At 40.6% G+C, this 26,880-nt stretch carries 28 protein-coding genes, 1 tRNA gene and 1 pseudogene; 10 read left to right on the top strand and 20 right to left on the bottom strand.

From position 1 onward, the window contains the following. Position 1: 1 nt before the first annotated feature. The 3 genes and pseudogenes from queG (at position 2) to HUK62_RS07480 (ending at position 3,730) form a co-directional block, all read left to right on the top strand. Entirely contained in the window at positions 2–1,096 is a 1,095-nt protein-coding gene (gene queG, locus HUK62_RS07490) for a tRNA epoxyqueuosine(34) reductase QueG (RefSeq protein ID WP_176537515.1), read from the top strand. A 301-nt stretch (positions 1,097–1,397) separates the two neighbouring features. Then, the gene (gene bioB / locus HUK62_RS07485; RefSeq protein ID WP_004981788.1) at positions 1,398–2,387 is read left to right on the top strand and encodes a biotin synthase BioB; all 990 of its coding nucleotides are present in this window, start codon (positions 1,398–1,400) and stop codon (positions 2,385–2,387) included. Positions 2,388–2,492: 105 nt separating this feature from the next. Continuing rightward, positions 2,493–3,730: pseudogene (locus tag HUK62_RS07480) on the top strand (IS3 family transposase). Between the two features lie 50 nt (positions 3,731–3,780). On the opposite strand, the gene HUK62_RS07475 reads toward HUK62_RS07480, so the two are convergent. Beyond that, a complete protein-coding gene (locus tag HUK62_RS07475; protein WP_004693646.1) occupies positions 3,781–3,960 on the bottom strand; it encodes a hypothetical protein in 180 nt (59 codons plus the stop codon). Between the two features lie 217 nt (positions 3,961–4,177). On the opposite strand from HUK62_RS07475, the gene HUK62_RS07470 reads away from it, so the two are divergent. Further along, entirely contained in the window at positions 4,178–5,404 is a 1,227-nt protein-coding gene (locus HUK62_RS07470) for a pyridoxal phosphate-dependent aminotransferase (protein WP_176537514.1), read from the top strand. Positions 5,405–5,744: 340 nt separating this feature from the next. Continuing rightward, on the top strand, positions 5,745–6,491 hold the full coding sequence (locus tag HUK62_RS07465; RefSeq protein ID WP_176537513.1) for an IS5-like element ISAba31 family transposase: 747 nt from the start codon (positions 5,745–5,747) through the stop codon (positions 6,489–6,491). Positions 6,492–6,513: 22 nt separating this feature from the next. Here the strand turns inward: HUK62_RS07465 and HUK62_RS07460 are convergent, their stop codons facing one another. From HUK62_RS07460 to HUK62_RS07450, 3 genes are all read right to left on the bottom strand, one after another. Then, positions 6,514–6,882, bottom strand: coding sequence for a DUF2711 family protein (locus tag HUK62_RS07460; RefSeq protein ID WP_267314097.1), 369 nt, complete (start codon positions 6,880–6,882; stop codon positions 6,514–6,516). Positions 6,883–7,025: 143 nt separating this feature from the next. Next, entirely contained in the window at positions 7,026–7,877 is an 852-nt protein-coding gene (locus HUK62_RS07455; protein WP_176537511.1) for a DMT family transporter, read from the bottom strand. A 131-nt stretch (positions 7,878–8,008) separates the two neighbouring features. Beyond that, positions 8,009–8,428 carry a GFA family protein gene (locus HUK62_RS07450; protein WP_148826274.1) on the bottom strand — a complete coding sequence of 140 codons (420 nt, stop codon included), beginning with the start codon at positions 8,426–8,428 and terminating at the stop codon, positions 8,009–8,011. A gap of 341 nt (positions 8,429–8,769) precedes the next feature. Between HUK62_RS07450 and HUK62_RS07445 the strand changes: the two genes are divergently transcribed. Then, positions 8,770–9,204 carry a PaaI family thioesterase gene (locus HUK62_RS07445; RefSeq protein WP_062032408.1) on the top strand — a complete coding sequence of 145 codons (435 nt, stop codon included), beginning with the start codon at positions 8,770–8,772 and terminating at the stop codon, positions 9,202–9,204. A gap of 69 nt (positions 9,205–9,273) precedes the next feature. Here HUK62_RS07445 and HUK62_RS07440 read toward each other — a convergent pair whose 3' ends face one another. After that, complete coding sequence (locus tag HUK62_RS07440; RefSeq protein ID WP_176537510.1) at positions 9,274–9,732, bottom strand: hypothetical protein; 459 nt, start codon at positions 9,730–9,732, stop codon at positions 9,274–9,276. A 251-nt stretch (positions 9,733–9,983) separates the two neighbouring features. On the opposite strand from HUK62_RS07440, the gene HUK62_RS07435 reads away from it, so the two are divergent. Next, positions 9,984–10,059, top strand: a tRNA-Asn gene (locus HUK62_RS07435). Between the two features lie 828 nt (positions 10,060–10,887). Here the strand turns inward: HUK62_RS07435 and HUK62_RS07430 are convergent. The 11 genes from HUK62_RS07430 to HUK62_RS07380 all read right to left on the bottom strand — a co-directional run bounded on the left by HUK62_RS07430 (position 10,888) and on the right by HUK62_RS07380 (position 20,132). After that, entirely contained in the window at positions 10,888–11,541 is a 654-nt protein-coding gene (locus tag HUK62_RS07430) for a tRNA-(ms[2]io[6]A)-hydroxylase (protein ID WP_176537509.1), read from the bottom strand. A gap of 24 nt (positions 11,542–11,565) precedes the next feature. Continuing rightward, positions 11,566–12,291 (bottom strand): pyridoxine 5'-phosphate synthase, encoded by a 726-nt coding sequence (pdxJ, locus tag HUK62_RS07425; RefSeq protein WP_176537508.1) that lies wholly within the window; start codon positions 12,289–12,291, stop codon positions 11,566–11,568. A 13-nt stretch (positions 12,292–12,304) separates the two neighbouring features. Then, positions 12,305–13,015: a DNA repair protein RecO gene (recO, locus tag HUK62_RS07420; protein ID WP_159127674.1), complete on the bottom strand. Its 711-nt coding sequence runs from the start codon at positions 13,013–13,015 to the stop codon at positions 12,305–12,307. Positions 13,016–13,025: 10 nt separating this feature from the next. Then, complete coding sequence (locus tag HUK62_RS07415; protein WP_004693662.1) at positions 13,026–13,223, bottom strand: NF038104 family lipoprotein; 198 nt, start codon at positions 13,221–13,223, stop codon at positions 13,026–13,028. A gap of 35 nt (positions 13,224–13,258) precedes the next feature. Continuing rightward, positions 13,259–14,287 carry a GTPase Era gene (gene era, locus HUK62_RS07410; protein ID WP_004693663.1) on the bottom strand — a complete coding sequence of 343 codons (1,029 nt, stop codon included), beginning with the start codon at positions 14,285–14,287 and terminating at the stop codon, positions 13,259–13,261. Between the two features lie 6 nt (positions 14,288–14,293). Then, positions 14,294–14,986, bottom strand: a complete 693-nt coding sequence (rnc, locus tag HUK62_RS07405) for a ribonuclease III (protein WP_176537507.1) — start codon at positions 14,984–14,986, stop codon at positions 14,294–14,296. After that, the gene (locus HUK62_RS07400) at positions 14,958–15,332 is read right to left on the bottom strand and encodes a DUF4845 domain-containing protein (protein ID WP_176537506.1); all 375 of its coding nucleotides are present in this window, start codon (positions 15,330–15,332) and stop codon (positions 14,958–14,960) included. The genes rnc and HUK62_RS07400 overlap by 29 nt, the downstream gene beginning before the upstream one ends. A gap of 21 nt (positions 15,333–15,353) precedes the next feature. Then, a complete protein-coding gene (lepB, locus tag HUK62_RS07395) occupies positions 15,354–16,181 on the bottom strand; it encodes a signal peptidase I (protein ID WP_151837137.1) in 828 nt (275 codons plus the stop codon). 20 nt (positions 16,182–16,201) lie between these two features. Then, on the bottom strand, positions 16,202–18,019 hold the full coding sequence (lepA, locus tag HUK62_RS07390; RefSeq protein ID WP_176537505.1) for a translation elongation factor 4: 1,818 nt from the start codon (positions 18,017–18,019) through the stop codon (positions 16,202–16,204). A 145-nt stretch (positions 18,020–18,164) separates the two neighbouring features. Next, positions 18,165–18,641 (bottom strand): thioesterase family protein, encoded by a 477-nt coding sequence (locus HUK62_RS07385; protein WP_176537504.1) that lies wholly within the window; start codon positions 18,639–18,641, stop codon positions 18,165–18,167. 111 nt (positions 18,642–18,752) lie between these two features. Next, a complete protein-coding gene (locus HUK62_RS07380) occupies positions 18,753–20,132 on the bottom strand; it encodes a Do family serine endopeptidase (RefSeq protein WP_087010843.1) in 1,380 nt (459 codons plus the stop codon). Positions 20,133–20,361: 229 nt separating this feature from the next. Here HUK62_RS07380 and nadB point away from each other — a divergent pair, with 229 nt between their 5' ends. Further along, a complete protein-coding gene (gene nadB / locus HUK62_RS07375; RefSeq protein ID WP_080543904.1) occupies positions 20,362–21,996 on the top strand; it encodes an L-aspartate oxidase in 1,635 nt (544 codons plus the stop codon). A gap of 45 nt (positions 21,997–22,041) precedes the next feature. Here nadB and HUK62_RS07370 read toward each other — a convergent pair whose 3' ends face one another. The 4 genes from HUK62_RS07370 to pabC form a co-directional block, all read right to left on the bottom strand. After that, entirely contained in the window at positions 22,042–22,458 is a 417-nt protein-coding gene (locus HUK62_RS07370) for a PaaI family thioesterase (protein WP_125280454.1), read from the bottom strand. An 87-nt stretch (positions 22,459–22,545) separates the two neighbouring features. After that, positions 22,546–23,145 (bottom strand): dTMP kinase, encoded by a 600-nt coding sequence (tmk, locus tag HUK62_RS07365; RefSeq protein WP_125280455.1) that lies wholly within the window; start codon positions 23,143–23,145, stop codon positions 22,546–22,548. Continuing rightward, the gene (gene mltG / locus HUK62_RS07360) at positions 23,146–24,201 is read right to left on the bottom strand and encodes an endolytic transglycosylase MltG (RefSeq protein WP_125273084.1); all 1,056 of its coding nucleotides are present in this window, start codon (positions 24,199–24,201) and stop codon (positions 23,146–23,148) included. A 1-nt stretch (position 24,202) separates the two neighbouring features. Beyond that, the gene (gene pabC, locus HUK62_RS07355; protein ID WP_176537503.1) at positions 24,203–25,015 is read right to left on the bottom strand and encodes an aminodeoxychorismate lyase; all 813 of its coding nucleotides are present in this window, start codon (positions 25,013–25,015) and stop codon (positions 24,203–24,205) included. 165 nt (positions 25,016–25,180) lie between these two features. Here pabC and HUK62_RS07350 point away from each other — a divergent pair, with 165 nt between their 5' ends. Beyond that, on the top strand, positions 25,181–26,191 hold the full coding sequence (locus HUK62_RS07350) for a sulfate ABC transporter substrate-binding protein (protein WP_058869352.1): 1,011 nt from the start codon (positions 25,181–25,183) through the stop codon (positions 26,189–26,191). A gap of 37 nt (positions 26,192–26,228) precedes the next feature. Then, positions 26,229–26,834 carry an alpha/beta hydrolase gene (locus HUK62_RS07345; protein ID WP_176537502.1) on the top strand — a complete coding sequence of 202 codons (606 nt, stop codon included), beginning with the start codon at positions 26,229–26,231 and terminating at the stop codon, positions 26,832–26,834. Positions 26,835–26,880: the final 46 nt, after the last annotated feature.

Below are 26,880 nucleotides of genomic sequence, written 5' to 3'. Positions count from 1 at the left end.
TATGACAACATCCACATCTTCCTCAAAAATCCCTGTAGATCAATATGATCCAGAGCAGCTTAAGGCTTGGATTAAAGCTGAAGCACTGGCTTTGGGGTTTTCTGATTGTGTCATCGCTAAACCGGATGCTCAAGCTGAATTGCCGCGTTTTAAAAAATATTTAGAACTTGGTTATCATGGTGACATGCATTTTCTTGCTGAAAACTTAGAAAAACGCGCAGATCCAACACTGCTTGTTCCGGGCACCAAAAGTATTATTTGTGTGCGTATGGATTATTTGGTAGCCGTTCCTGAACCACGTCTTGTGCCTTTTGCACCAAATAGCGCCATCATTGCGCGTTATGCACGCGGACGTGACTATCACAAAGTCATGCGTGGGCGTTTAAAGACCCTTTCTCAGAAAATCAAAGCCAAAGTTGGCGATTTTGAATCTCGCCCCTTTGCAGACTCGGCACCCATTTTTGAAAAATCATTGGCTGAAAATGCGGGCATGGGCTGGGTCGGTAAACACACCTTACTCATTCATAAAACATCAGGCTCATTTTTTGTCTTAGGCGAACTCTTTACCTCTTTAGAGCTACCTTTTGACCAAGCCACCACCAAACACTGTGGTTCATGTAGCGCGTGTATTGATATTTGCCCGACCCAAGCCATTGTTGAGCCTTATTTATTAGATGCGCGTAAATGCATTGCCTATTTAACTATTGAGTTTCAAGGCATTATTCCAGAAGAACTACGCCGCGGTATTGGTAACCGTGTGTTTGGTTGCGATGACTGCCAGCTCATTTGCCCGTGGAATAGCTTTGCCAAAACCACACCAATTGATGATTTTAACCCGCGTCATGGCTTGGATGACATTCAACTGATTGACCTTTGGCAATGGGATGAAAACACCTTTATGGCAAATACAGAAGGGAGTCCCCTACGTCGTACAGGCTACCAAAGCTTTATGCGTAACGTCGCGATTGGTCTAGGTAATGCACCATTTTCAGATGAAATTTTGCAGCAATTACAAGCATCTCGCCCAGAGCTTAACGATATTGTGCAAGTCCATATTGACTGGGCCATCCAAGAGCAACTGATAAAAAAGCACTAAAACGTGCTTCAAACAGACTCAATCTATAAAAGTTCAATCAAACAGCTATTTGCTTGCATAATTTTATTTATTTTATCTATTTAGCTGCATTTTCAGTGTAACTCAAAATCCAAATAAATAGAATTTTGCGGCCAAATTTCCGAAAAAACGCTCAACTTTGCAACTATTTTTACAATCTCATAAAAAGATAAAATTAAAAACATAATCGGGAGATACTATTAAAACTGAGCAATAATGCCTTTTAAGTTGGCACGTTAAATGTATGATGTATACAAGTTAGAATTAAAAATGGATCGCCATTATGAACCTACGCAATGATTGGACGCGTGAAGAAATCGAAGCTTTGTATGATCAGCCTTTTCTTGATCTCGTCTTTCAAGCGCAGACCGTACATCGCCAACATTTCCAAGCCAACACCATTCAAGTCAGTACTTTATTGTCAATTAAAACAGGAAAATGTCCTGAAGACTGTAAATACTGCTCTCAGTCAGCACGTTATGACTCAAAACTTGAAGCCGAAAAGCGAATTGCTGTAGACAAAGTGATTTCAGAAGCCAAAGAAGCTTTAGCCTCAGGCTCATCTCGTTTTTGTATGGGCGCAGCTTGGCGTAACCCACATGAACGTGACATGCCTTATGTACTAGAAATGGTTAAAGAGGTGAAAGCTCTTGGTTTAGAGACTTGCATGACTTTAGGGATGCTGAATGAGTCTCAAGCTGGACGTTTAAAAGATGCAGGTTTAGATTATTACAACCATAACCTCGACACTTCACGCGAGTATTATTCACATATTATTAGTACACGTACCTTTGACGACCGTTTAAATACCTTAGAATATGTCCGTCAAGCAGGCATGAAAGTGTGTAGCGGTGGTATTGTTGGTCTAGGTGAAAAGAAAGAAGACCGTATTGGTTTATTGCAAGAACTTGCAACGATGCCAATTCACCCAGAATCTGTGCCAATCAACATGTTGGTTCCAATTGAAGGCACACCACTGGCAGATGTTGAAAAACTCGATGTGACGGAATGGATTCGTACCATTGCTGTTGCGCGCATTATCATGCCGCACAGCTATATCCGCCTATCTGCGGGTCGTGAAGCACTTTCTGACTCAGACCAAGCACTTGCATTTATGGCGGGTGCAAACTCATTGTTCTCGGGTGAGAAACTATTGACCACACCAAATGCAGGCGAAGGTAAAGACCGTCAACTGTTCACCAAATTAGGTTTAGTGGCAGAAAAGCCAAAACCAACAGTGGCAGACCTTAGCTTAGATGCCATGGCAAGCTAATACCTAAGAGCTGCTAAGCACAAAAAAGCCAACATCACGTTGGCTTTTTTTATCTTTATTATGTCCCGTCCTGAAATAAGTTTACACCTTTAAGAGGCTTATTTTATGGAACATGAACGAGAACAAAGAGTTAAACGTACACAAGGTGATTATAGCTTTGCCTTTAAAATGATGGTTGTACATGAAGTAGAAAAAGGGCAAATTACTTATAAACAAGCTCAGGCAAAATATGGTATTCAAGGAAGATCAACTGTGCTGGTATGGTTACGCAAGCACGGACAACAGGACTGGACTTCGAATATGCCGCCTTCTTCTAAACGCCAATTAACACCCCAACAACGAATCCGCCAATTAGAAAAGCAGTTAGCCGCAGAAAAGCTTAAAACTGAATTTATTCAGGATGTGATTTATCACATTGATAAAGAATGCGGGACTGATCTTGGAAAAAAGTATACCGAGCACGTTTCAAAGATTGGCAAAGCCAAAGAGGACTAAGCGTTTCACGTTATTGTCAGTGGTTGGGAATCACCCGACAAGCTTATTATCAAGCAGAAAAACGTGCTCAAATGACTGCACAAGCAACTGAACAAATACTTGAGTTGGTTATGGAATATCGTTGTCTCATGCCAAGTATCGGAACACGTAAGTTGTATTGGCTTATTAAAGGCAAATTGTTGCAGCGTGGTTTAAAGTGTGGACGGGATCAGTTATTTAAAATATTGAAAGAGCATAATTTATTGATTCGCCCCAAGCGTCGCTATACAAAAACTACGGATAGCAAGCATTGGATGAAGAAGCATCCAAATTTATTAAAGGATTATTCAGCAGTGCAAGCCAATGAAGTCTTTGTCAGTGATATTACCTATGTTGAGAGTGCTGAAGGCGTACATTATTTATCCTTAGTGACAGATGCTTATACCCGCCAGATTAAAGGTTATAAGTTATCGAATGATATGCGTGCAGAGAATGTTGTGCAGGCACTACACATGGCGATGCAGCATGTGACAGATCGGGCAGCCAGGATGATTCACCATTCAGACAGAGGCTCTCAGTAATGCTCTGAACTATATCAATCGGCATTACGCCATTATGGGATATGTCCTTCCATGACAGATGGCGCACTTGCGAAACAGTGTTTCTCATATCAAAATGCATTAGCAGAGCGGATTAATGGAATATTAAAGCAGGAGTTTTTAACTACACGATGTCAAACCATGAAGGAGTTAGATCACTTAATTACGGAATCTATCATGATTTATAATTGCTATAGACCACATTTAAGTTTAAATATGAACACCCCGAATCAGATGTATGAGCAAACTAAAACCGAGCTAATTGCTTAACTCGGTTTGAAGTGGAATACTGTCAATCTATTTCAGGACAAGACAGCGAATCAACGTTTACCCATTGAACGACGGGTGCCACGTGGTGGCATCCAAGTACGATCTGCATATTGTTCAGGTTTTGGACGAACCTGATTATGTGCAACATCGTCAGCACTTTGTTCTGCATTTGGCATTGGGAATGGGAGATTCACCAAAGGTTTTTTTGAAGTAGGCTGTTGCTTACTCATGACCATCACTCTCATCAAATTGCGCTTATTTTAAAGTTTTTTTCATAAAGATGCGAGAAACTTCCTAATTCTGTACATTTTTGAAATCATTAATTCAAAATTGAATTTTTTTTATGTTTTTTGCAGAAAATCTGTGTTTTTAAACGCCTTGCTTGAGTTTTTTAAGCTAAGATAGTGTGCTTTTTATTTTTTAAACCCTATAAGAAGGAATACTGCCGTGGACGTACGTCTCTCTGATCGTGTGAATGCCATCAAACCGTCCCCAACTCTTGCTGTTACCAACAAAGCTGCTGAATTAAAAGCGGCTGGCAAGAACGTTATTGGCTTGGGCGCAGGTGAACCTGACTTCGACACCCCACAACACATCAAAGATGCAGCAATTGCAGCGATTAACAACGGTTTCACAAAGTACACCGCTGTAGATGGTACGCCTGGCCTTAAAAAAGCGATTATTGCAAAATTCAAGCGTGACAATAACCTTGATTATGCTGCAAACCAAATTTTGGTTTCTTGCGGCGGCAAGCAGTCATTCTTTAACTTAGCATTAGCTTTGTTAAACAAAGGTGATGAAGTGATCATCCCTGCACCATTTTGGGTAAGCTACCCAGACATGGTGATTATCGCTGAAGGTGTTCCTGTTATTGTAAAATGTGGTGAAGAACAACGTTTCAAAATCACCCCTGCTCAACTTGAAGCAGCGATCACAGACAAAACTCGTTTAGTGGTTTTAAATAGCCCATCAAACCCAACAGGTATGATCTACACTAAAGCTGAATCAGAAGCTTTGGCTGACGTTCTTCGTAAATACCCAGAAGTTTATATCGCTTCTGACGATATGTACGAACCAATCCGTTGGGATGAGGAATTCTACAACATCGCAACAGTTGCACCAGACCTTTATGACCGCACAATCGTGTTAAACGGTGTGTCTAAAGCGTATGCAATGACTGGCTGGCGTATTGGCTATGCAGCGGGCCCTGCAAAGCTTATTGGCGCAATGAAAAAAATCCAATCGCAATCAACTTCAAACCCAACTTCTATTTCACAAGTTGCTGCTGAAGCTGCATTGAATGGCCCTCAAGATGTTCTTGAGCCAATGATTGAAGCATTCAAACGCCGTCATGACTTAGTTGTTAGCGGTTTGAACGACATCAACGGTATTTCTTGCTTACCTGCTGATGGTGCATTCTATGCATATGCAAACATCCGTCCATTGATTCGTGCGAAAGGCTTAAAATCTTGCACAGAATTCTCTGAATGGTTATTGGAAGAAACTGGCGTAGCTGTAGTTCCTGGTGATGCATTCGGCTTGGGCGGTTTCATGCGTATTTCTTATGCAACTGCTGACGAAGTACTTGTAGATGCGCTTGCACGTATCAAGAAAGCGGCTGATTCAATCGAAGGCGTAGATGCTGCGATTGCTTCAATTGCTGCTGAAAAATAATTTAACCCTTTAAAGTTAGATTAGAGAAACCCGCGAACTTCGCGGGTTTTTTTATGGCTTAAATTTGGTGAAGTCCCCAATATACTTCCGTATTCGGTGTACAGAAAAATCCTTCAAATGGATGAATTTTTAAAATTTGATCAATGATTTTTTTGGAAGAACATAAAAAGGTACAGTGACTGTCCCAATGTGTAGCAAATAAAAGTTGATGATCTTCAGTGTAATTGCATACATCAAGAAGATCATTTGCGATCAAATCATTAGGGTGTGTTGACACTTTTAGCTTAAAAAATAGCGAAGTAGTAAAATCAAATCGCCAAACCCAATTTTACTATTCGCTATGCCTCGTACCATGCTGACAGATCAACACTGGCAAAAGTTGAAAGCTATTCTGCGTAATTTATCCATTCACCACAACTCAAATTTACGCAATTTTATTGAAGCTATTCTCTATAGAATTAGAACAGGCTGTCCGTGGCGAGATATTCCTTGTTGTTTTGGTCATTCAAACTCTATTTTCAAACGTTTTAATCGTTGGTCAAGCAGCGGTAAGTTACTTAGATTATTCAAATTGCTAGCCTCATGCCCCGATATGGAGTGGATTTTTATTGATGGCTCTCATGTACGTGCTCATCAACATTCTGCTGGCATAGCGAATCAATCTATTTCTAAAAGTGTAGGAGGAAACTCCTCAAAAATACATTTGATTGTTGATGCACATGGCAATCCTATTGATTTCATAATTACCGATGGAACCACACATGATGTTAAAGTTGCACCTGATTTAATATCAACATTAGATTTAAAAGAGACAAAAGTGGTATGCGCAGATAAAGGCTATGATTCAGAACCACTGCGTGAACAGATCAGGAAAACAGGGACTAAAGCGAATATACCAAAGAAAACGAATAGCCAATCTAACAATGACCATATGGACTGGTATTTATATAAAATCAGGCATTTAGTTGAAAATATGTTTTGTAGATTAAAGCAATTTAGAGGAATAGCTACTCGATATGACAAGCTCAAAAGAAATTATCAAAGTTCTGTTGCTTTAGCCTGTATATTTTTATGGCTACCTTTATAGGGTTAATTATGAACAGTAAATGTCAACAGACCCTAATATGTATTTTTTTCGGTTGATTTATTCCATGTTCATCAACAGTCAACAAAAACTCATAACCCAGCTTTTTTATTGCATCTAAAAGAGGATTCTCTAAAAATGGAGAAATATGCCCATTATCACATGGATTAATAATTTCACTCTGCTTGTATAAATCAAGGACTAGCTTTTCCCAAGTTATATTTTCATATTGTTGTTTAATACCGCCGATCATCGTTCTTAATGCAACATCTATTTGAGAGATATTATCTAGCCCAACTAAATTTAAAATTTCATGCCATGAAATCGGATAACAGCCTTCGATAAACTCATTTTTTTCAGGCCACGTTTCAACATTATAACGTTCCAGTTCCAATGTGACCGCTTTATAAAATGGATGCAAAACGATATACACCGATTCAAAACGCCCTGATAATATTCTAAAATCTTTCCATCATAAGGATAAGAGGCGTAAATTTCAGGAATCAATACATTATTCTCTTTCATTATTTACATCTTCTAATTTTCAATTTTATTAGGAATTTCCTTTTTATTCGACACCCAAATCACTAAACCTATACCAGCCAGCACAATAACTGCAGACAAAATAATCCGCCAGCTCAAAGGCTCACCAATAAACAATGCCCCACCCAGAATCGCCAAACACGGCACGGACAATTGCACGCTACTGGCCGTGACCCGATCAATTTTTTTCACTATGGCATACCAAAGTACATATGCTCCACTCGATGCCAAACCACCAGATAAGAGTGCCAACAGCATACCTTTTGGCTGGATAAAACTCTGTGTGTAAAAAAACAAATAGACCAAGATAACAAAAGGAATCGCCACTACAAAATTTGCCAAGCTACTGGTCAGTGGATTATGCATATTCTTACCCGCGATGCTATACATTGCCCAACCCATGCCTGAAAGCACCATCAATGCAGCATAACCCAAAGGAGGTGCCGAAGCCCCTGGTAGCAATAAAATCAAAAGACCTAAAATAGCGATCACCAGCCCCAACCCGCGTCGCAAATTGATTTTTTCACCATGACACAGGCCATAACTGACCATACTTAACTGCACTGTCCCAAACAGTAGTAATGCACCTACACCCGCGTCGATATGCAAATAGGCCAGTGAAAAAGCCACAATATATAAGGCAAGAAAAAATCCATTTTTTACACTCCACTCTATTTTGGCCTTATGAGTAGAGAGCATATACAGTAGAAATAACACCATTGCACCGCTACAGACCCGAAGTAAGCTAAAACTCATCGGATCAATCTGCTGCTCAGCCAACGCTAAACGACATAGCACCGAATTGGCTGCAAAGGCCAACATTGCAATGGAAATTTTAAGCAGCATGTTTGAGCGTCCTTATTCAACAGCCTGCTTTAGATATATCGAATATATCTTATTAAATCTAGAGAGTTTTTCTCATGAAATTTATCAGCAATATCAATGTGCAACTCAGATGATTCAACCTAAATACCTTATTATTTAGCATCATCTGGTGAAAATAAAGCAATCACATCCGCTTCCGTGAGCTGCTCCGTAGAATACTTGAATTGGTAAAAATCAGGCTTATTATCAATATAAATTTCTGTTGTAAGTTTTAAATCTTTTGGCTGTTCTTCCATCGCAAATACATTGATATTGCAATAGCTGCCGTCCTGAGTTCGCCAAAAAAGCGACGTGCCACATTCGCTACAAAAACCTCGCTCACCCCAGTCTGATGATTTGAATAATTTTAAATATTCTTGATTGTCAAACTTTAAACTACTGGGTTCGACATCAATACTCATGAGCACCCCGCTCGACTGCTGGCGGCACATAGAACAATGACAAGCATGGACATCATGATTTTTGAGTGCGGCTTGGAACTTGGTTTTACCGCATAAACAGGACACGTTCATTGTGAGTTCCCTCTTCATGTGAAGACTGTGTAAATTACTAAAACCTTGTTTATCTTATATATAAATAAAAAACAAAAGAGTGTATAAATTTTGTGCACCATTTTAAAACAATGCTCACGTTTAGGCTGCTCTGTTCTATCAACACTCAAATTATCAAAATGAATAATCCTAAATCTTTTCCCTACAATATGTTCATAGCATGAGCTCAATCCATGATTACGATTTCGTTGATTTTTGTACTGATCAATCCAATGCTGAATCTTGACGAAAAGACTGAATTTTGTTTAATTGGACAACAGGTTCCAAAAAGGAACTCATAGATAAATATAGGAATGAACAAGATGAATCCCAAAGAAATGACAGGACTACAACTCTTAGAAGCCATGTGTACAGGAAAAATTCCACCTGCAAGTATCAGTGAAACTATTCCCATGCAGCCTTTTGAAGTTTCTGAAGGGAAAATTAGCTTTAAAGCAAAAGCAGATCATCGCCATTTAAACCCGCTTGGTGGCGTGCATGGTGGCTTTGCAGCAACAGTACTCGACTCAGTGACGGGTTGTGCCGTACATACTATGCTTGAAGCTGGTGTTGGCTATGGCACCATTGATCTGAATATTAAAATGTGCCGACCGATTCCAAGAGACAAAGAACTACTTGCCATCGGCAGCGTGATCAACATCAGTAAGAACCTAGGTATTTCTGAAGGTAAAATTGTAGATGAAGACGGTAAACTCTACGCCCATGCAACAGCCACCTGTATGATTATTCGTCCCTAAAAACGAAAGGCACTGATAATATTCAGTGCCTTTTTCACGCCAAAGTAAACTTTACTTCAGCATGACAGATCAAATTGCGGTTTTAAACGTCTTCAGCGTCTGCAATTTTGAGGCATCGGGACGTTCAGCCCCTTTATAAATACAATAGTATTTAAACGCACTGTCTAAACTCACCTCTAAGCTTTTGCCTTCAGCAGCAGACCAGACTTTTGAATGATTACTGCCTGATAAAGTACTGCCTGACAACTGATACAAATACAAATCATGCTCTCGCTGCACAGTCTTTTTAAGAGTAGTCGTCGACTGTGTTGAAAGCAACTGACAAGGACTGTTGACTAGCCAACGCTCACTAAACCAAAGTTGTAATAAATCACCCAAATACAAGTCTGTACAACCGACTGGCCAAACATCAATATAGGCTGACTCTACAGGGGTATAGTATTGTTCAGGGTTTGAAATAATAGAGAGATACTGATCTTGATAATCAGCTAGGTTTGCAAAAATATCGGAAATGGTAAGCGTATTCATTCGCTTTCTCCTGTTTAGCCATTTTAGTGCTGGCAAGTTGGTTATAAATCCACACTGTTTAAGTTTTCACTTAAACGCTCTGTTGTTAAAATCAGACTATCAACGACTTTTCAACATTGCAAGCACTTCAATACGTTTTTTTTTGAAAATGATTTTTTTGTTCAAATAAAAAGCATCCAATATAAAAATGACAGCAACATGACATTTTAGACTTGACCCACTATGAAATGTCCTTATAATCACATGCAGATTCTCCAATAGCTCAGTCGGTAGAGCGACGGACTGTTAATCCGCAGGTCCCTGGTTCGAGCCCAGGTTGGAGAGCCAAATTCAAGAAAGCCCACACTATATGTTGTGGGCTTTGTTCTTTTCTACGTCTTAAAAGTTTCGCTGCTTAAGATGTAAATCTTCCAGCTAAACCCAACAGAAAGCCAGAACTAGACCATTCTCGAAAAATAACTTATCTTAAAAACACTAAAAAATGATTCACAATAAAAATAATGGGCACATTTAAAACACACGTGGATGTTTGTTCAGATCACTTCCCGATCACAGCAACTGAAATAAAAAATGGGAGGGACAAATTACTAGTGAATTATTAGCCCAACATCTTGCTGAACAATTCAATCAACAACAACTCGAAATCGCTGCAATTCACAATGAAGATTGGGGATACCAGCTTAGTTTTAGTGATTCCGCTTATAAAGATATTTTTATTGAATATAATCGCTATGAGCAAAATGACAACTTATTTTTAATTTTTATTCACCCAGCACAGCCAATCATTAAAAAATATTTTTTTAAGAAAATAGATCTTTCAACCCAATTAAGTCATGTCTCTGAGACTTTGCGAAATACTCTTTCTGATGCAACAATTTTTCATGATGTGCAATGGTGGAACGTGGAAGATATAAAAAAGTACAATAAATCATCCTCAAAATCACTAAACATCCATACTTAAACAACTCATTCCACTGACTCATATTTCGCGATTTTATGGAAAGGAATTACAGCTCTCAATACATCACATTTACCCTTCTTTAATTAAAAAGCCCAATCGATAAAATTGGGCTTTTTAATGAGTCAAGGCTATCTACACTGAGAATCTGTAAATTTTGAACAGTTTACAAACTGTGACATTCACCCGCTTTATTCCTAAGCCGCTTCCGCAGGCACGCCACTATGGAAACGGAACACATTATCAGGTGTACTAATTAGCTCTTTTTCGACATTACGGATATGATCAATACGGGCTTGAATATCTTCTTTCGGATTTTTCAATTTCCCCGTTTGCGCAACCTCTAAAGCCAAAGCCAAGTAGTCTTCAAAATGGCGTGATTCAGACTTCAGCAAGTAGCGATAGTAACGACCTAATTCTTCATCTACCAAAGGTGCTAACGCGTAGAAACGCTCACATGAACGTGCTTCTACAAAGGCACCAATGATTAAAATATCAATTAAAGCCTCAGGCTCATAAGTCCGCACTTCTTTACGTAAACCACCCGCATAGCGACCTGCACTCAGATTGCTCCACTCTAGCCCGCGCTTTTTCATAAATTCAAGCACTTGCTCATAATGCAGCATTTCTTCACGAACCAGTTGTGCAAGCTTGACTTGCAAATCGGTAAAAAAACTATAGCGAAACATCAGGTTCATCGCTGTACCTGCAGCTTTCTTCTCACAATTCGCATGGTCTTGCATCAGCACATCAAGATTAGTCAGTGCTTCAGCCAACCAAGCTTTTGGTGTTTCACAGCCCAAGAAGTCCATGACGGGCTTCATGAGTTCATCATAATTGATATTCGACATATTCAAATCTTAAAAACTTTAGAATTAACGTGCAGCTTTAATCACTGCTTTCATTTCACGTACAGCTTGTTCCAAGCCCACAAAAATAGCATCCGCAATTAGGGAATGTCCGATGTTTAATTCGTGAATCTGTGGAATTTGCGCAATTGGCGTTACATTTTCAAGGTTGAGTCCGTGCCCAGCATTGACTACCAAACCTTTTGATGCTGCATATTCAGCACCTTTTATAATACGCTCAAGCTCATGTTGCTGAGCTTCAGCTGTTTCTGCATCAGCATAAGCGCCTGTATGAATTTCAATGGTTGGTGCACCACAAGCAATTGCTGCATCAATTTGTGCAAAGTCAGCATCAATAAACAAGGACACATCACAGCCAATCTCAGACAAGGCTTGAGTTGCCGCTTTGACATCGTCAAAATGTCCAACCACATCTAAACCACCTTCGGTCGTCACTTCTTGGCGTTTTTCAGGAACGAAACACACATGGTGCGGTTTAATTTCTTTGGCAAATGCAATCATTTCTTCTGTAACTGCAAGTTCCAAATTCATACGTGTTTTAAGTGCTGGGCGCATACGACGCACATCATCATCTTGAATATGACGACGGTCTTCACGTAAATGCAAGGTAATCCCTTCCGCTCCTGCTTGCTCACAGATCAATGCTGCATTGACTGGATCTGGATAAAAAGTCCCACGCGCTTGTCGTAAAGTTGCCACGTGGTCAATATTTACACCAAGTAATGCAGCCATATTCATTTCCTAATTACGATTGAGTTTGAGTGTTCTGAATCCACAACTGACGACTTTTTAAGGGGCGATCGCCCAACAAGGAACTGATCATTTGTCGATACAACTTGGTCAGTAATTGTAACTGTTCCAAACCAAAATCCCTACCCTTTTCATATTGGCACATGCTTAAAATTTGCTGTCCATTTAAGGTCGCTCGCGAGGCTTGTGCAGTAGGAATAAAGCCTTCATTCAGCTGGAATATATAGTTGAGTGATGCCTGAATTTCCAATTGATTGGCATCGGTCGAAAAATCTAAGGCATAGCCCAAATCTTCCAGCAGTTCGTGCTCAAACTGTCTTAGAATTTGTTTTAAAAATTGATTAGGATTTGCTTGCTGCGCTAGTTGTTGTAATTGCGTTAGCGTATGCGCATATTGAGCAAAACTTTGCTCCATTTGTACTTCGAGCGGACACAGCCTGAGTAGGATCTCATTGAGATAAAAACCTGAAAAAAAAGCATCCCCGAAGAAAAAAATCGGCTGATTGACAATTTCAAGTTTTGTAAAATTTTTGAGTTCAGATTTACCCGAAGCTTGTAAACAAATCGGCTGATATTGTGGCGGCGGGGTTTGCCTTAGAATGCCATCAACTCGCCCATGCTCTTGGGTAAATAAATGCACAATATGACTACGTTCACGGTATTTTCTATGGTGAATTAAATAACCATGCAGTACTTCATTGCGCATGAGGAATTAACTAATCTTTTTTATCTTTATCATTCTGTTCGCTGTCTTCATCATCCCCATCTGGGATAACAGCGCCAACCACCGCTGCGGTTCCTTTCACCACGCCTTTTGTGGTTTTATAGGCAATCTTTACAGGAACGGTGACGATCTTGTGTATACAACCTTGCAAAAACAACATACAAGCCATTACTGCGAACACTTTGACCATAACACCATCCCTATAAAAATTTGTTTTCTTAAAACTTAGATATCGCTATAACCTAAGCTTTTCAATGCACGTTCATCATCAGACCAACCACCTTTCACTTTAACCCAAAGCGTCAGCATGATCTTTTGTTCAAACATTTTTTCCATATCGATACGCGCATCCATACCAATTTTCTTAAGCTTAGCGCCTTTTTCACCAATCACAATCGCTTTTTGACCTGGACGGTCTACAAAAATCGTTGCATCAATATACGTACATGCTGGTTTTGGACGACCTGTTTTTTCATTCACCGTTGCTTCTTCAGTCTTAAACGACTCAATTTGCACGGTTAAATCATAAGGTAGCTCTTCACCCAACTGACGCATAATCTTTTCACGGATAATTTCTGATGCCAAGAAACGTTCAGAACGATCTGTCAATTGATCCAATGAATACATCGGTGGCTGGAAAGGTAAATATTTTTCAATGGTATCGCGCAGATGGTCTAAGTTTGCACCACGTAGTGCAGAAACAGGAACAATCTCAGCAAAATTCATTAATTTTGCACGTTCTTGAATCAAGGGTAATGCATGGTTTTTATTTTCAAGTGTATCAATTTTATTGATCACAAGAATCACAGGCATCTCAGCATTTTTGAGTTTTTCCAAAACGAGCTCATCGTTTTGAGTCCACTTGTCTGCATCTAGAACAAACAATACCAAGTTGACATCACGCAATGCAGAAGACGCAGCACGGTTCATCATTTTGTTGATGGCGCGTACTTCTTTTTTATGCATCCCTGGTGTATCAACAAATACTGCTTGAGATTTTGCACGTGAATCAATTCCCACAATCTTATGACGTGTGGTTTGTGGTTTACGTGAAGTAATCGATAATTTTTGACCCAACAAATGGTTCATCAACGTAGACTTGCCTACGTTTGGACGACCTACAATTGCCACAAAGCCGCTACGAAAATCCGTTGGGATTTCTGTGCCTTGTTCGCTAAAAAATTGGCTAATTAAATCATTACTGTCGCTTTGCGACTCGTGATCAGCATCGATGTGATCGGAAGAATTTGACATGGCAGATTACTGCTCCAAAAGTTTTAAAATATCCGCCGCAGCAGCTTGTTCAGCAAAACGGCGACTGGTGCCCTCACCACTTACAACGGACAATCCATCCACTTTACATTCCACTTTGAAATGCTGATTGGGTGCATCACCTTGAATATCAACCACATCATAAACTGGGAGAGCTTTTTTTCGTGCTTGAAGATATTCTTGTAAACGAGATTTAGGATCTTTGAGTTGATCGGTTGGCTCGATATGGTCTAAATATGGCTCGTACCATTTTAACACAATCGGCTCTAACACCATTAAATCACTACAATCCACATAGATTGCACCAATAATCGATTCAACCGTATCCGCAAGGATGGACTCGCGATGATGTCCACCTGATTTTAACTCGCCTGTACTTAAAATGAGTGACTGGCTCAGTTTTAAATCATTTGCAATTTTACCTAAAGCTTCCTGACGAACCAAGGTTGCACGCATACGCGTCAAACGACCTTCGTTCTCAGCTGGATAAGCTTTATAGAGATAATTTGCAATAATCATCCCTAACAAAGAATCGCCTAGAAACTCTAGGCGCTCATAGTTGTATTTGTGGCTCACCGATCGGTGGGTCAGTGCAAGCTGAAGTAATTCAGGTTGTTTAAACTGATAACCGATACGGCTCGCTAAGCGGGCTTCACTTAGCTTGGACTGAGCTTTGATCAAAACTTTTCTCGAACTTTAATACTAAATCTATATTCAGCAAGAAGGGTTTTCTTACCTCATACTCCTTTTTCACCTGCAACCCTTCGGTATTGGTGACTTGCATAATTTCTTTAATCTTCACATCGCGAATACTATTCATTTCCAGACGTTTTGAAAGTTGCTTTTCAAACTCCGCAGGCTGAATGCTTTTCGGGCTGCTTTGAAATACTTCCTCAATTTGGCTATTGATCATCCGATCATCAAAATAAGGAGCCCAAACTGCAATTGCCACTTTCGCCATAAATGCAAACCCCATGATTGCAAATAAAATGGCGATATAAGATGCCCCTTGTTGATTCTTGCGCATTTTTTATTTTCCGAATCGATATTAGTCAATGCTACCGTTACGGTTAAATGACGGCAACTTAAAGCCAGGCTCTTTATGCATCCAAATATAGAATGCACGACCTGTTAGGTTCTGTTCAGGAACCATTCCCCAGAAACGACTGTCAGCACTTTGGTCGCGATTATCCCCCATCGCAAAGTACTCACCTTCTTTTACTTTCACTTCCCAATATAAACCATTTTCAGCAGAGTATTTACCATTTTCTACAAAGTTAATATAGGGTGCTTGGCGTGCAACATTGACACCTTCTAACTCACGCATAGTAAAGGTATGCTTGCCAATGGTTTCTTTATGATATATCGAAGTAGGCGTATCTAAACTATCTTTTTCACGGCTAAATTCTACAGGCACTTTAGCAATTTTTTGACCATTAATAGTTAATTGGCCATGATCAAAAACAATGTGATCGCCAGGAATACCAACCACACGTTTGATATAGCTGATCGTCGGTTGCGGTGGATAACGGAAGACAATCACATCACCACGCTCAGGCTCACCCACATCAATCACTTTTTTATTCACAATCGGTAGGCGAACACCATAGTCAAACTTATTGACCAAGATGAAGTCACCAGTTTCTAAAGTCGGCACCATCGAGTCGGAAGGAATATTAAAAGGTTCATAAAAGAATGAACGTAAGCATAGAACAATCGCAAGGACTGGCCAGAAATCATAAGCCCATGTAATGACAAAATTTTCATTTCCCTTGCCTTTCGTCGCTCGTTGTTTAAATACAAACTTATCGAGCAACCACACCAAAAAGAAAATCAGTGTGACAGGAACAAGTATCAAATTAAAATCAAAATCCATGGGCTTATATTCCTACCTTTTTATCTTTCTACTTTCAACACAGCCAAGAACGCTTCTTGTGGGATTTCTACACTTCCCACTTGCTTCATGCGTTTTTTACCTTCTTTTTGCTTCGATAGCAGTTTCTTCTTACGAGAAACGTCACCACCATAACATTTCGCCAATACGTTTTTACGCATTGCCTTTACGGTTGAACGAGCAATAATTTGTGCGCCAATGGCGGCTTGAATTGCCACATCAAACATTTGACGTGGAATCAAATCTTTCATTTTTTCAACCAATGCAATACCTCGGTGACGGGCATCTTGACGGTGACAAATCATTGCCAAGGCATCGACTTTATCGCCATTGATTAGAACATCGACTTTTACCAATGATGAACTCTCAAAGCGTACAAAGTTATAATCAAGCGACGCAAAACCGCGTGAACACGACTTCAATTTATCAAAGAAGTCCATCACCACTTCCGCCATTGGAATTTCAAAGGTAATTGAAACTTGGTTCGCCATAAACTTCATGTCTTTTTGAACACCACGGCGTTCCACACATAAAGTCATGACATTACCCAAATACTCTTGTGGTACAAGGATATGGCACTCAGCAATCGGCTCACGTAGGTCTTCGACCGTTGAACCATCTGGCATTTTAGATGGGCTATCGATATAAATCGTTTCACCATTCTTCATCACCGCTTCATAAATCACAGTTGGTGCAGATGAAATGAGGTCTAAATCATACTCACGCTCTAAACGCTCTTGCACGATTTCCATATGTAGCATACCTAAGAAGCCACAACGGAAACCAAAACCTAAAGCATCTGAGCTTTCAGGTTCAAAGAATAACGCCGAGTCATTGATCTGAAGTTTATGCAAAGCTTCACGGAACGGTTCAAATTCACTTGAATCAATTGGAAACAAACCTGCATAAACCTGCGGCTTCACTTTTTTAAAGCCTGGCAAAGTTTTGACATCTGGTGTGCTGGCAAGGGTAATGGTATCACCGACTGGCGCACCAAAAATGTCTTTAATCCCGGCGATAACGAAACCAACTTCACCCGCTTCAAGAATGTCTGTTTCTGTATGCTTAGGATTGAAAATACCGACAGAGGTAATAATATGCGTTTGGCCTGTTGACTTCATCAACATCTTGTCGCCCTTACGCACCCGACCTTCTTTCACACGGACCAAAGAAACCACGCCTAAGTAGTTATCAAACCAAGAGTCGATAATTAAAGCTTGTAATGGCGCATCACGATCACCTATAGGTGCAGGAATAACATTGACTAGGGTTTCTAAAACGCTATCAATCCCAAGCCCTGTTTTCGCAGAACAGGTTGGCGCTTCCGTCGCTTCAATACCAATAATGTCTTCAATTTCTTGAATTACACGTTCAGGTTCAGCCTGTGGTAAATCAATTTTGTTGAGCACTGGTAGAACTTCAAGACCTTGCTCAATAGCGGTATAGCAGTTCGCAACTGACTGTGCTTCCACACCTTGCGCCGCATCTACAACCAACAAAGCACCTTCACAAGCAGCCAGTGAGCGTGATACTTCATACGAAAAGTCAACGTGCCCTGGTGTATCAATAAAGTTCAATTGATACTCTTGCCCATTTGGATGAGTATAATACAAAGTAACCGACGCAGCCTTAATAGTAATACCACGCTCACGTTCAAGTTCCATGGAGTCTAGTACTTGGGCTTGCATTTCACGATCTTGCAAACCACCACAGGTCTGAATAAAGCGATCGGCAAGCGTCGACTTACCGTGGTCGATATGCGCAATAATCGAGAAGTTACGGATATTTTTAATATCAACAGATTTTTTAGCTTGCGCCATGGGCTACCTTGAACAAAATGAAGCGTTATGCAGACAAATTTCGATGCATAACAAAAGCCGAATAGAAATTGCGAAGGATTATAGCAGATGGTTTTTTCAAAGTATCCATATTAATACGCTTCCTTTTCACAACTCTGACGCTTTTTTACGTGTTTTCGCTTTTCACTGGGCTTTTTGAATAATCCATTGAAAAATCTAAGGCATTCACATCTTTTGCAAGCGGTTGGTAAGCTTGGGTAAAACTAGGTGACATACGTTTTGCACGGCCTGTTTCAATCTCTACGCAAGCCCACTTGGTTTGCGCAACAAATAAAATACTATTGTCTTTCGGTCTATAAAACACATATTGGCGTGATGAATATAATGCGTTTATATCATCAAACCATGTACGTAAGATTATTTCATCTGCTTCAAATGCAGCCTTTCGATACTGCACATGATGCTCAACCGCAACCATGGCATGTTTTAACTCGATATACTCTTTTAAGCCTAAACCCAGTGCATCAATATGTGCTGTTGCAACATCCTGCATCCAATGTATATAAACGACGTTATTCACATGGCCTAACTGGTCGATATGTTCTGCTTGTACTTGAAGCCTTAAGTCAAAAATACTACTCATAAACACTCTATTGAATCTAAACATCCTTATGAAGATGGCAGTGTACGCAAATAACAGGCATCATCAAATTGCAAAAAATAAAAAACCACTCCGAAGAGTGGCTTTTTTCGCTTATTGGATGCGCATCCCTAAAATGGCTGGTGTGCCTTGTCGGATAATTCCAACGCGGGCAACCTGACCTTTTTTCAATTCAGATGCCGCTTGGACAAAATCATTGGTGTCTTTTACGACTTTACTATTAATGTGAGTGACCACATCACCAGCCGCCATACCTGACTGTGCTGCTGCGCCGCCACGTTTCACTTCTTGAATTAACACACCACCTTTCACATTGAGTTGTGACAATTCAGCAGGTGCTAAATTTCGGATAGCAATACCTAAGACAGGCCCTTTACTTTGTGTAACTGTATCTGATTTTGCAGGTGTATCATCTGGTGCAGTGGTTAATGTTGCCGATATATTACGCTTTTTATCATCACGCAGTACTTCTAGCTGTACCGTTTGATTTGGCATGGTACGATTTAAATAGTTCAATAACTCAGAGGTACGCGAAATCGGCGTTCCATTGAATTTTAAAATAATATCGCCTGCTTTTAGCCCCGCTTTCTGTGCAGGTGAATTTGGCTGAACATTGGTAATCAGCGAACCTTCAGGTTTTGGCAAATTATAAGACTCTGCCAAATTTCGATCTAAATCTTGTAGATTGAAGCCTAAATAAGAACGCGTAACTTTGCCGGTTTTCTTAAGTTGATCAGCAATATCCATTGCGACATCAATTGGGATCGAGAAAGACAGCCCCATATAACCGCCCGTACCACTGAAGATACGCGAGTTCACACCAACTACTTCACCCTGTTGGTTGAATAACGGACCACCTGAGTTTCCAGGGTTGAGAGCTACGTCTGTTTGAATGAAGGGTACTGATGTCTCCCCCATCATATTACGCATTTTCGCACTCACGATTCCCGCTGAAGCAGAATAGTCGAAACCAAACGGTGAACCGATCGCAAGTACAGGTTCGCCTACACGCAGTTGATCAACATTGCCTGCACGCAGTGATGGAAAATTTGTACCATTCACCTTAAGCAAGGCCACATCCGTTCGTTCATCACTCCCCACCACAGTCGCATCCAGTTCACGACGGTCATTAAACATAATCGTGACTTTCGATGCATCTTCTACGACGTGGTGATTTGTCAGTAAATACCCATCTTTACTAATAAAAAATGCGCTGCCATAAGCCGTTTTTTCTTGCGGCGCTTGCTGCTGCGGAATAATGACTTGATTACCAAAAAAACGCTTCAAAATCTCAGGTATTTGCTGCTGCAGTAACTCTTCTTGAGTCATCTTTTTAACCACATTTACACTAACTACAGCAGGGCTGACTTGCTCAACCAAGTTTGAGAAATCAACAGGTGCTGCTTGTGTTTGTACCGCAGCCATTGTGCATGCAACAGCAAAAAAACCAGTTTGTATCGCGCGACTTTTCATATCAAGTATTGACCTATATGTTTGTTATCAATTTATGTATTAGCGTTTTTAGCATAAAGTTTGTCTATCTTGGGTAATAATATGTTCTATTATGTTTGTATAAACAAGTGCTTAAACTTTGCTTAAAAAATACGTTCTTTATTTATATTTCCCATCAATTGTAGAGATTTTACCCTTGCCTTTTCGTGAAAAAAGCGCTGTCATTAGCGAACTTTTTCCAAATTAGCTGATGGACATGTCTAATTTAAACACAACACATCATTTTGATGTGATTATTGTGGGAAGTGGCGGTGCAGGCCTGAGCTTAGCCTTATCGTTGCCTCAACATTTCAATATTGCTGTTCTTGCAAAATCAAACCTGACCGATGCAAGTACCTTCTATGCACAAGGTGGCGTTGCCGCTGTTTTAGATGAAACGGATTCCATCGAACAGCACATTGATGACACCATGATTGCTGGCGCTCACTTGTGTGAGACCGAAGCCGTAAAGCAAACCGTTGAAGGCGGTAAACCTTCTGTTGATTTTCTACTGAAACACGGCGTGCAGTTTACCCTTGATGATCAAGAGCAATTGCATTTAACGCGTGAAGGTGGACATTCTCAACGCCGTATTATTCATGCCGCAGATGCCACAGGTCGTGCCATTTCAACTACCTTAGTTGAACGTGCGATTGAAAAAGACAACATCACCATTTTTGAAAATTACATCGCTATCGATTTAATTACCTCTCAAAAACTGGGCTTAGAAGAACAAAATCGCGCATTAGGACTCTATGCACTCGATGAAAAGACTGAAAAAGTACATACCTTTTTAGCCCCTTTTACCGCGCTGGCGTGTGGCGGTGCCATGAAAGCCTATCTGTATACCTCGAACCCAGACATTGCAACGGGCGATGGTATTGCCATGGCGTTTCGTGCGGGTTGCCGCGTGGCCAATATGGAATTTAACCAATTCCACCCAACCTGTTTATACCACCCGCAAGCACGCTCTTTCCTCATTACTGAAGCAATGCGTGGTGAAGGTGCTTATTTACGTTTACCCGATGGTGAACGCTTTATGTTGCGCTTTGATGAGCGCGCAGAACTTGCACCCCGTGACATTGTGGCGCGAGCGATTGACTATGAAATCAAACGCTTAGGTATTCGTCACGTTTGGCTCGACATTAGTCATAAGCCCGAAAGTTTCATTAAAGAACATTTCCCAACCTTGTATGCACGTTTGCTCGAACTGGGCATCGACATTACCAAGGAAATGATTCCTGTTGTTCCTGCTGCGCACTATACCTGTGGCGGTGTGGTGGTTGATGAACACAGTCAAACTGACATTACAGGTCTCTATGCAATTGGGGAAACCTCATACACAGGTTTGCATGGCGCTAACCGTATGGCCAGTAACTCACTATTAGAGTGTTTTGTGTATGGCATGAGTGCAGCAGAGCACATCGAAAAAAGTTTTGATTCAAGTTACCAATCCCCAACTGCTCCGTCTTGGGATGACTCGCAAGTGATGAATCCTGATGAAGATGTGGTGATTTTGCAAAACTGGGATGAACTCCGTCAAACCATGTGGAACTACGTCGGCATTGTGCGTACTACGAAACGTCTTGAACGTGCGCTACACCGCATTGAAATGTTGAAGCGAGAAATTACCGAGTATTACCAAGATTACCAAGTCAGCAAAAATCTGATTGAGCTACGTAATTTAGTTTTAGTCTCTGAAATGATCGTGCGCTGTGCTATGGAGCGTAAAGAATCGCGCGGTCTACACTACACTTTAGATTACCCAGAACTATCGAATGAACTGCGTAAAACCGTACTCACCCCTTTAAATTTTAAAGTTGAAACCCCTTTAGTGAATAACTAATTTAAAAAAAGCCTGATTCGTCAGGCTTTTTTATTCAGACATTTTTTAGGATTTGGGTGGAATAGAATAAGTTCCCACCACATGTGCAATGGGTTCATCCTTACCCACTGAATACAACCACACATCCCCAACCACCAATGCTTTGCCAACTTTCATTAACTTACATTCACCGCGGATATTTGTTGAAGCTGCAGGTTTACTTAGAAAGTTGACCGATAAATTGGTGGTCACGGTTAAACCGACCAGCCCAATTTCCCCTAAAATGGCGATATACAATGCATAGTCTGCAAGAGTCATCATGGTTGGGCCTGATACCGTTCCACCCGGTCGCAAATCGCGCTCATCGACCTGATACACGACTGTTGCTGCGCGCTCAGTGACAGATTCGATACGACATTTTTCTAAACTTTGCGGAAATTCCTTTTCTAAAAAAGCCACAATCTCAGTTACGTTACTTTTCATTTTTCCTTCAACATACAGTCCTTTGTCACTGACTATAAAAGAAAAATGTATTTCACTACAGTCTGAAATAACATTTCAGGCTTATTTTTAGTTTAAATATTGCAACGCTTGTGCAAAAACCTGTTCTGGTGACTGTGTTGCATCCAAGCGTTTGACCCGCTCAGGATACTGCTCCCATAACTGCTGATAACCTGCTCTAACTTTTTCAAAGAAAGTGACTTTTTCTTGTTCAAAACGGTCCAAAGCTCCCCGTTCCCGCGCACGAGACATGCCTGTCTCAATCGGAGCATCAAGCCAAAATGTAATATTTGGCATATGGCTGACAAAGTTCTCATTCAGCAGTTGCAGCTTCGACTGGCTTAAACCACGTCCTGCACATTGGTAAGCAAAGCTGGCATCGGTAAAACGGTCACACAATACGGTTTTATGTTTCGTTAAAGCAGGCACGATCACTTGTTCTAAGTGCTGTGCACGAGCCGCGTACATCAGCAGCAGTTCGGTATCATTCGACATCGACTCTTCATGATTGACTGACAATAATAGCGAGCGAATTTGCTCAGCCATTGGTGTACCACCTGGCTCACGCGTTAAAACAACCTGCTGACCTTGTTGTTCTAGATGCTCATAAATTTTGCGAATCAGTGTGGTTTTACCGACACCTTCTGTGCCCTCAAAACTAATAAACATCTATTCATCCTTCTTGGTTTTTAAAACGCTGAGATATTCTTTTACAGCTTGGTTGTGCTGCTCTAAAGTCTCACTAAATGTGTGCCCACCATTGCCCGTTGCAACAAAGTAGATGTTTTTGCTGTTGTCTGGATGCATGGTAGCTTCAATGGCTTTTTTACTTGGTAAAGCAATTGGCGTAGGGGGTAAGCCATTGATGGTATAAGTATTATAGGCTGTTGGGGTACGCAAGTCTTGGCGGGTAATATTGCCTGTGTATTTATCGCCCATGCCATAGATCACCGTTGGGTCCGTTTGCAAACGCATGCCGAGTTGAAGACGACGCGCAAACACACCCGAAACTTGCTCCAGTTCACGGTCAACATTGGTTTCTTTTTCAATGATAGAGGCCATGATCAGGGCTTCATATTTTTCTTTATACGGTAAATTTGCCGCACGGTTTGCCCATGCTTCATCTAAAGCTTTCATTTGGCGTTTGTATAAATCTGTTAATATTTTTTTGTCTGACTCCCCTTTGGCGAAGAAGTAAGTATCGGGGGCAAAAAGCCCTTCAGCATGCGTATAAGGAATATCTAAGGCTTTTAAAAGCTGATCCATGGGTAAATTGGAAACTTCCTTTTTAACCAACGCATCCTTTTTCAACGCCTCGACCAGCTGTTTAAAGGTCGTCCCTTCAATCACCAATATACGATTCATCTCGGCATTATCGACATTGGAAATCATATCCAAAACTTGGCGAATACTCATACCTTCACGCACTTCATAAACACCGGCTTTCAAGGTGTCATGAATAAATATTTTTTGGTAAAGCTTTAAAATAATGGGAAAACTAGCCATGTCTTCTTTGGCTAAGCGGTCAATAAAACCGGAATAGGTATCGCCAGAGTTAATTGCCAATAACTGCTTTTTACCTTCGACAGGATAGGATTTAAATAAACTCGACCACAGTACAATCATCAATAAAACAATGATGCTCACAGCAATCAATAACAACCCTTTCACTTTGCGTTGGGGTGGTTGCGTTTTCTTTTTCGATTTGGTTTTGGCTGCGGACATACTACTGCATCTGATTAAGTTGAAGACGATGGAACAAATCTATACACGGCTGAACATCTAAGTGCTGATGATTCAAACTTTTGGCTATTTTCATAGGACTCAAGGCATTGCAGAAAAATAAACTTTGAAAGCGTGGAATTTCTTCCATATCAATCATTCTCAGCTCACAGTTCATCCCTTGTTGCTGCATCCGTGCCAATATTTCGGCACGCATGACACCATGTACGCCATTATAACGAAGTTCGGGACTAATCCATCGATCATTTAGCAGAATGAAACAATTACTGCTCACACCTTCAACGACAGAACCTTGCACATCTGTGACCAAAGCTTCCAACCAACCATGTTGTTCTGCCTCATGCTTAAGTAAAACTTGTTCTAAACGGTTTAAGCTTTTCACACCCACCATTTGTGGCATATTCAACCCAATCGCATGTTGCAGTACCCCTGAATCAATTTCGCTGTATGTCAAAGCCTCTGATGCTTGCGGATAGAAAAAAATCCAAACGTCAGCAGGATGTGTGGGCAAACTATAACCACGCTGCCCTTCACCCCGACTAATAATAATTTTCAGAGTGCCATTTAAGTGTGCATGGGTTTGTTTTAATTGCACGATGCTGTGCTGAATAAAGGCTAAATCTGCTGACAACAACAGTCTTTCACAGGCCAATTTCAAGCGTGCTATGTGTAGAGACTCTAGCTCAATCACACCCTCACGGATACGCGCTGTACTAAAACAACCATCTCCATAGTGAAATGCACGATCTAATAATTCTATTTGTTTGATTTCTTGTGCATTTTTATAGCAATACATGCCAAACTACCCTGAAACAATTTTCTGCTTTAGTTTAATGAATTCTAAGCCGAACTCTTTTTCTTTTTTATTCATATAAAATTCATTTTTTATTATTTTTTTAGCAATAAGACTCACAGTATTCTTGCCTCATGTTTAAAAAACGTTTAAAATTTGAGGTTTCACATGAGCTTATCTAAGTTAAAAATTGGGGTACTAGCAGCGCTAGTTTCAGTCACATCTTTTGGTGTTGCAGCAAAAGATTTCCTTAACGTGTCGTATGATCCAACACGCGAACTCTATGAAGACGTCAACAAACAGTTTGGCGCTTATTGGAAACAACGCACTGGACAAGACATCAACTTCAAACAGTCTCACGGCGGCTCGGGTAAACAAGCCCGTTCAGTGATTGATGGTTTAGGTGCGGATGTGGTGACACTTGCACTTGCAGCAGATATCGATGTAATTGCTGAAAAAGCAAAACTTTTACCGACAAACTGGCAAAAGAAATTACCCAATAACTCGACACCATACACTTCAACTATCGTGTTCCTTGTCCGTAAAGGTAACCCTCAAGGTATTAAAGACTGGGGCGACCTCGTTAAGCCGGGTGTTGGCATTATTACACCAAATCCAAAAACATCAGGTGGTGCACGCTGGAACTACTTAGCAGCTTGGGCTTGGGCAAAGCATCAACCTGCGGGTAACGACGCCAAAGCACAAGAATTCGTGCGTAAAATTTATAAAAATACCAAAGTGCTGGATTCAGGTGCACGTGGCGCAACCACAACCTTTGCTGAGCGCGGTATCGGTGATGTTCTCTTAGCATGGGAAAACGAAGCACATTTAGCAATTCGTGAACAACCAGGTAAATTTGAAATTGTGACACCTTCGTTATCTATTTTGGCGGAACCACCCGTTGCCATTGTTGAAAAAAATGCGGAAAAAGACGGCAATCTGAATCTGGCAAAAGCATATCTCAACTATTTGTATTCACCTGCTGGACAGGAAATTGCGGCGAAAAACTTCTATCGCCCACGTAATGCAAGCGTCCTGAAAAAATATGCAACCACTTTCAAACCGTTGAAGTTGGTGACCATTGATAAAGAATTTGGCGGTTGGACCAAGGTACAAAAACAGCACTTTGAAAATGGTGGTGTATTTGACCAAATTGTGAAAGCCAATACGACGAAATAAAACCGAGTCCAGTAAATAGCTGTAAGGGAGCATTGACATGATTCATACTGTAATTGTACCGGGCGTGGGTGGAAGTGAACATGACCACTGGCAATCGTGGTTACAACGTCAGCTCAAGTCATGCTCTCGTGTACAGCAACAGGATTGGAATAAACCCGTACTCCATGAGTGGATTGAACAATTTGTCAAAACAGTTCAAGCCATTCAGGAACCGATTCAAATTGTGGCGCATAGCTTTGGCTGTTTAACGACAGTCGCTGCTTTAGCACAGCATCCTGAACTAAATCAAAACATCAAAAATTTAGTTCTGGTTGCACCGGCCAACCCTGCTCGCTTTGGTGATGCTGGTTTTGCTCGTGAGAGCCAAAACGACTATCAACAGTATTTCCACCAACTCAAGCTACAAGTTCCTACCCAAATGATCATCAGTGAAAATGATCCTTGGCTCAATTTTCAAGATGCGCTGCAACTGGCAAAAGCATGGAAAATTAGGCCTAAGAACTTGGGCCAAGTCGGACATATTAATGTTGCGTCAGGTTTTGGGCCATTCCCTGAAATTTATGATTTTTTGATTTCAGAAAATGTGCTAAAAAACATTAGTTTTTACAATGAAAGCAAGTATTTATTTAAATTTGCAATTTAAACGCTGCAAATGATACTTGTGCCGGAATTCAGTTTTATTTGAGCTG

Origin of the sequence: Acinetobacter sp. NEB 394, from assembly GCF_013374795.1 — a bacterium.
Classification (GTDB): Bacteria; Pseudomonadota; Gammaproteobacteria; order Pseudomonadales; family Moraxellaceae; genus Acinetobacter; species Acinetobacter johnsonii.
Note: the sequence above shows the minus strand (reverse complement) of the source record. Positions and strands in the feature narration are given on the sequence as shown.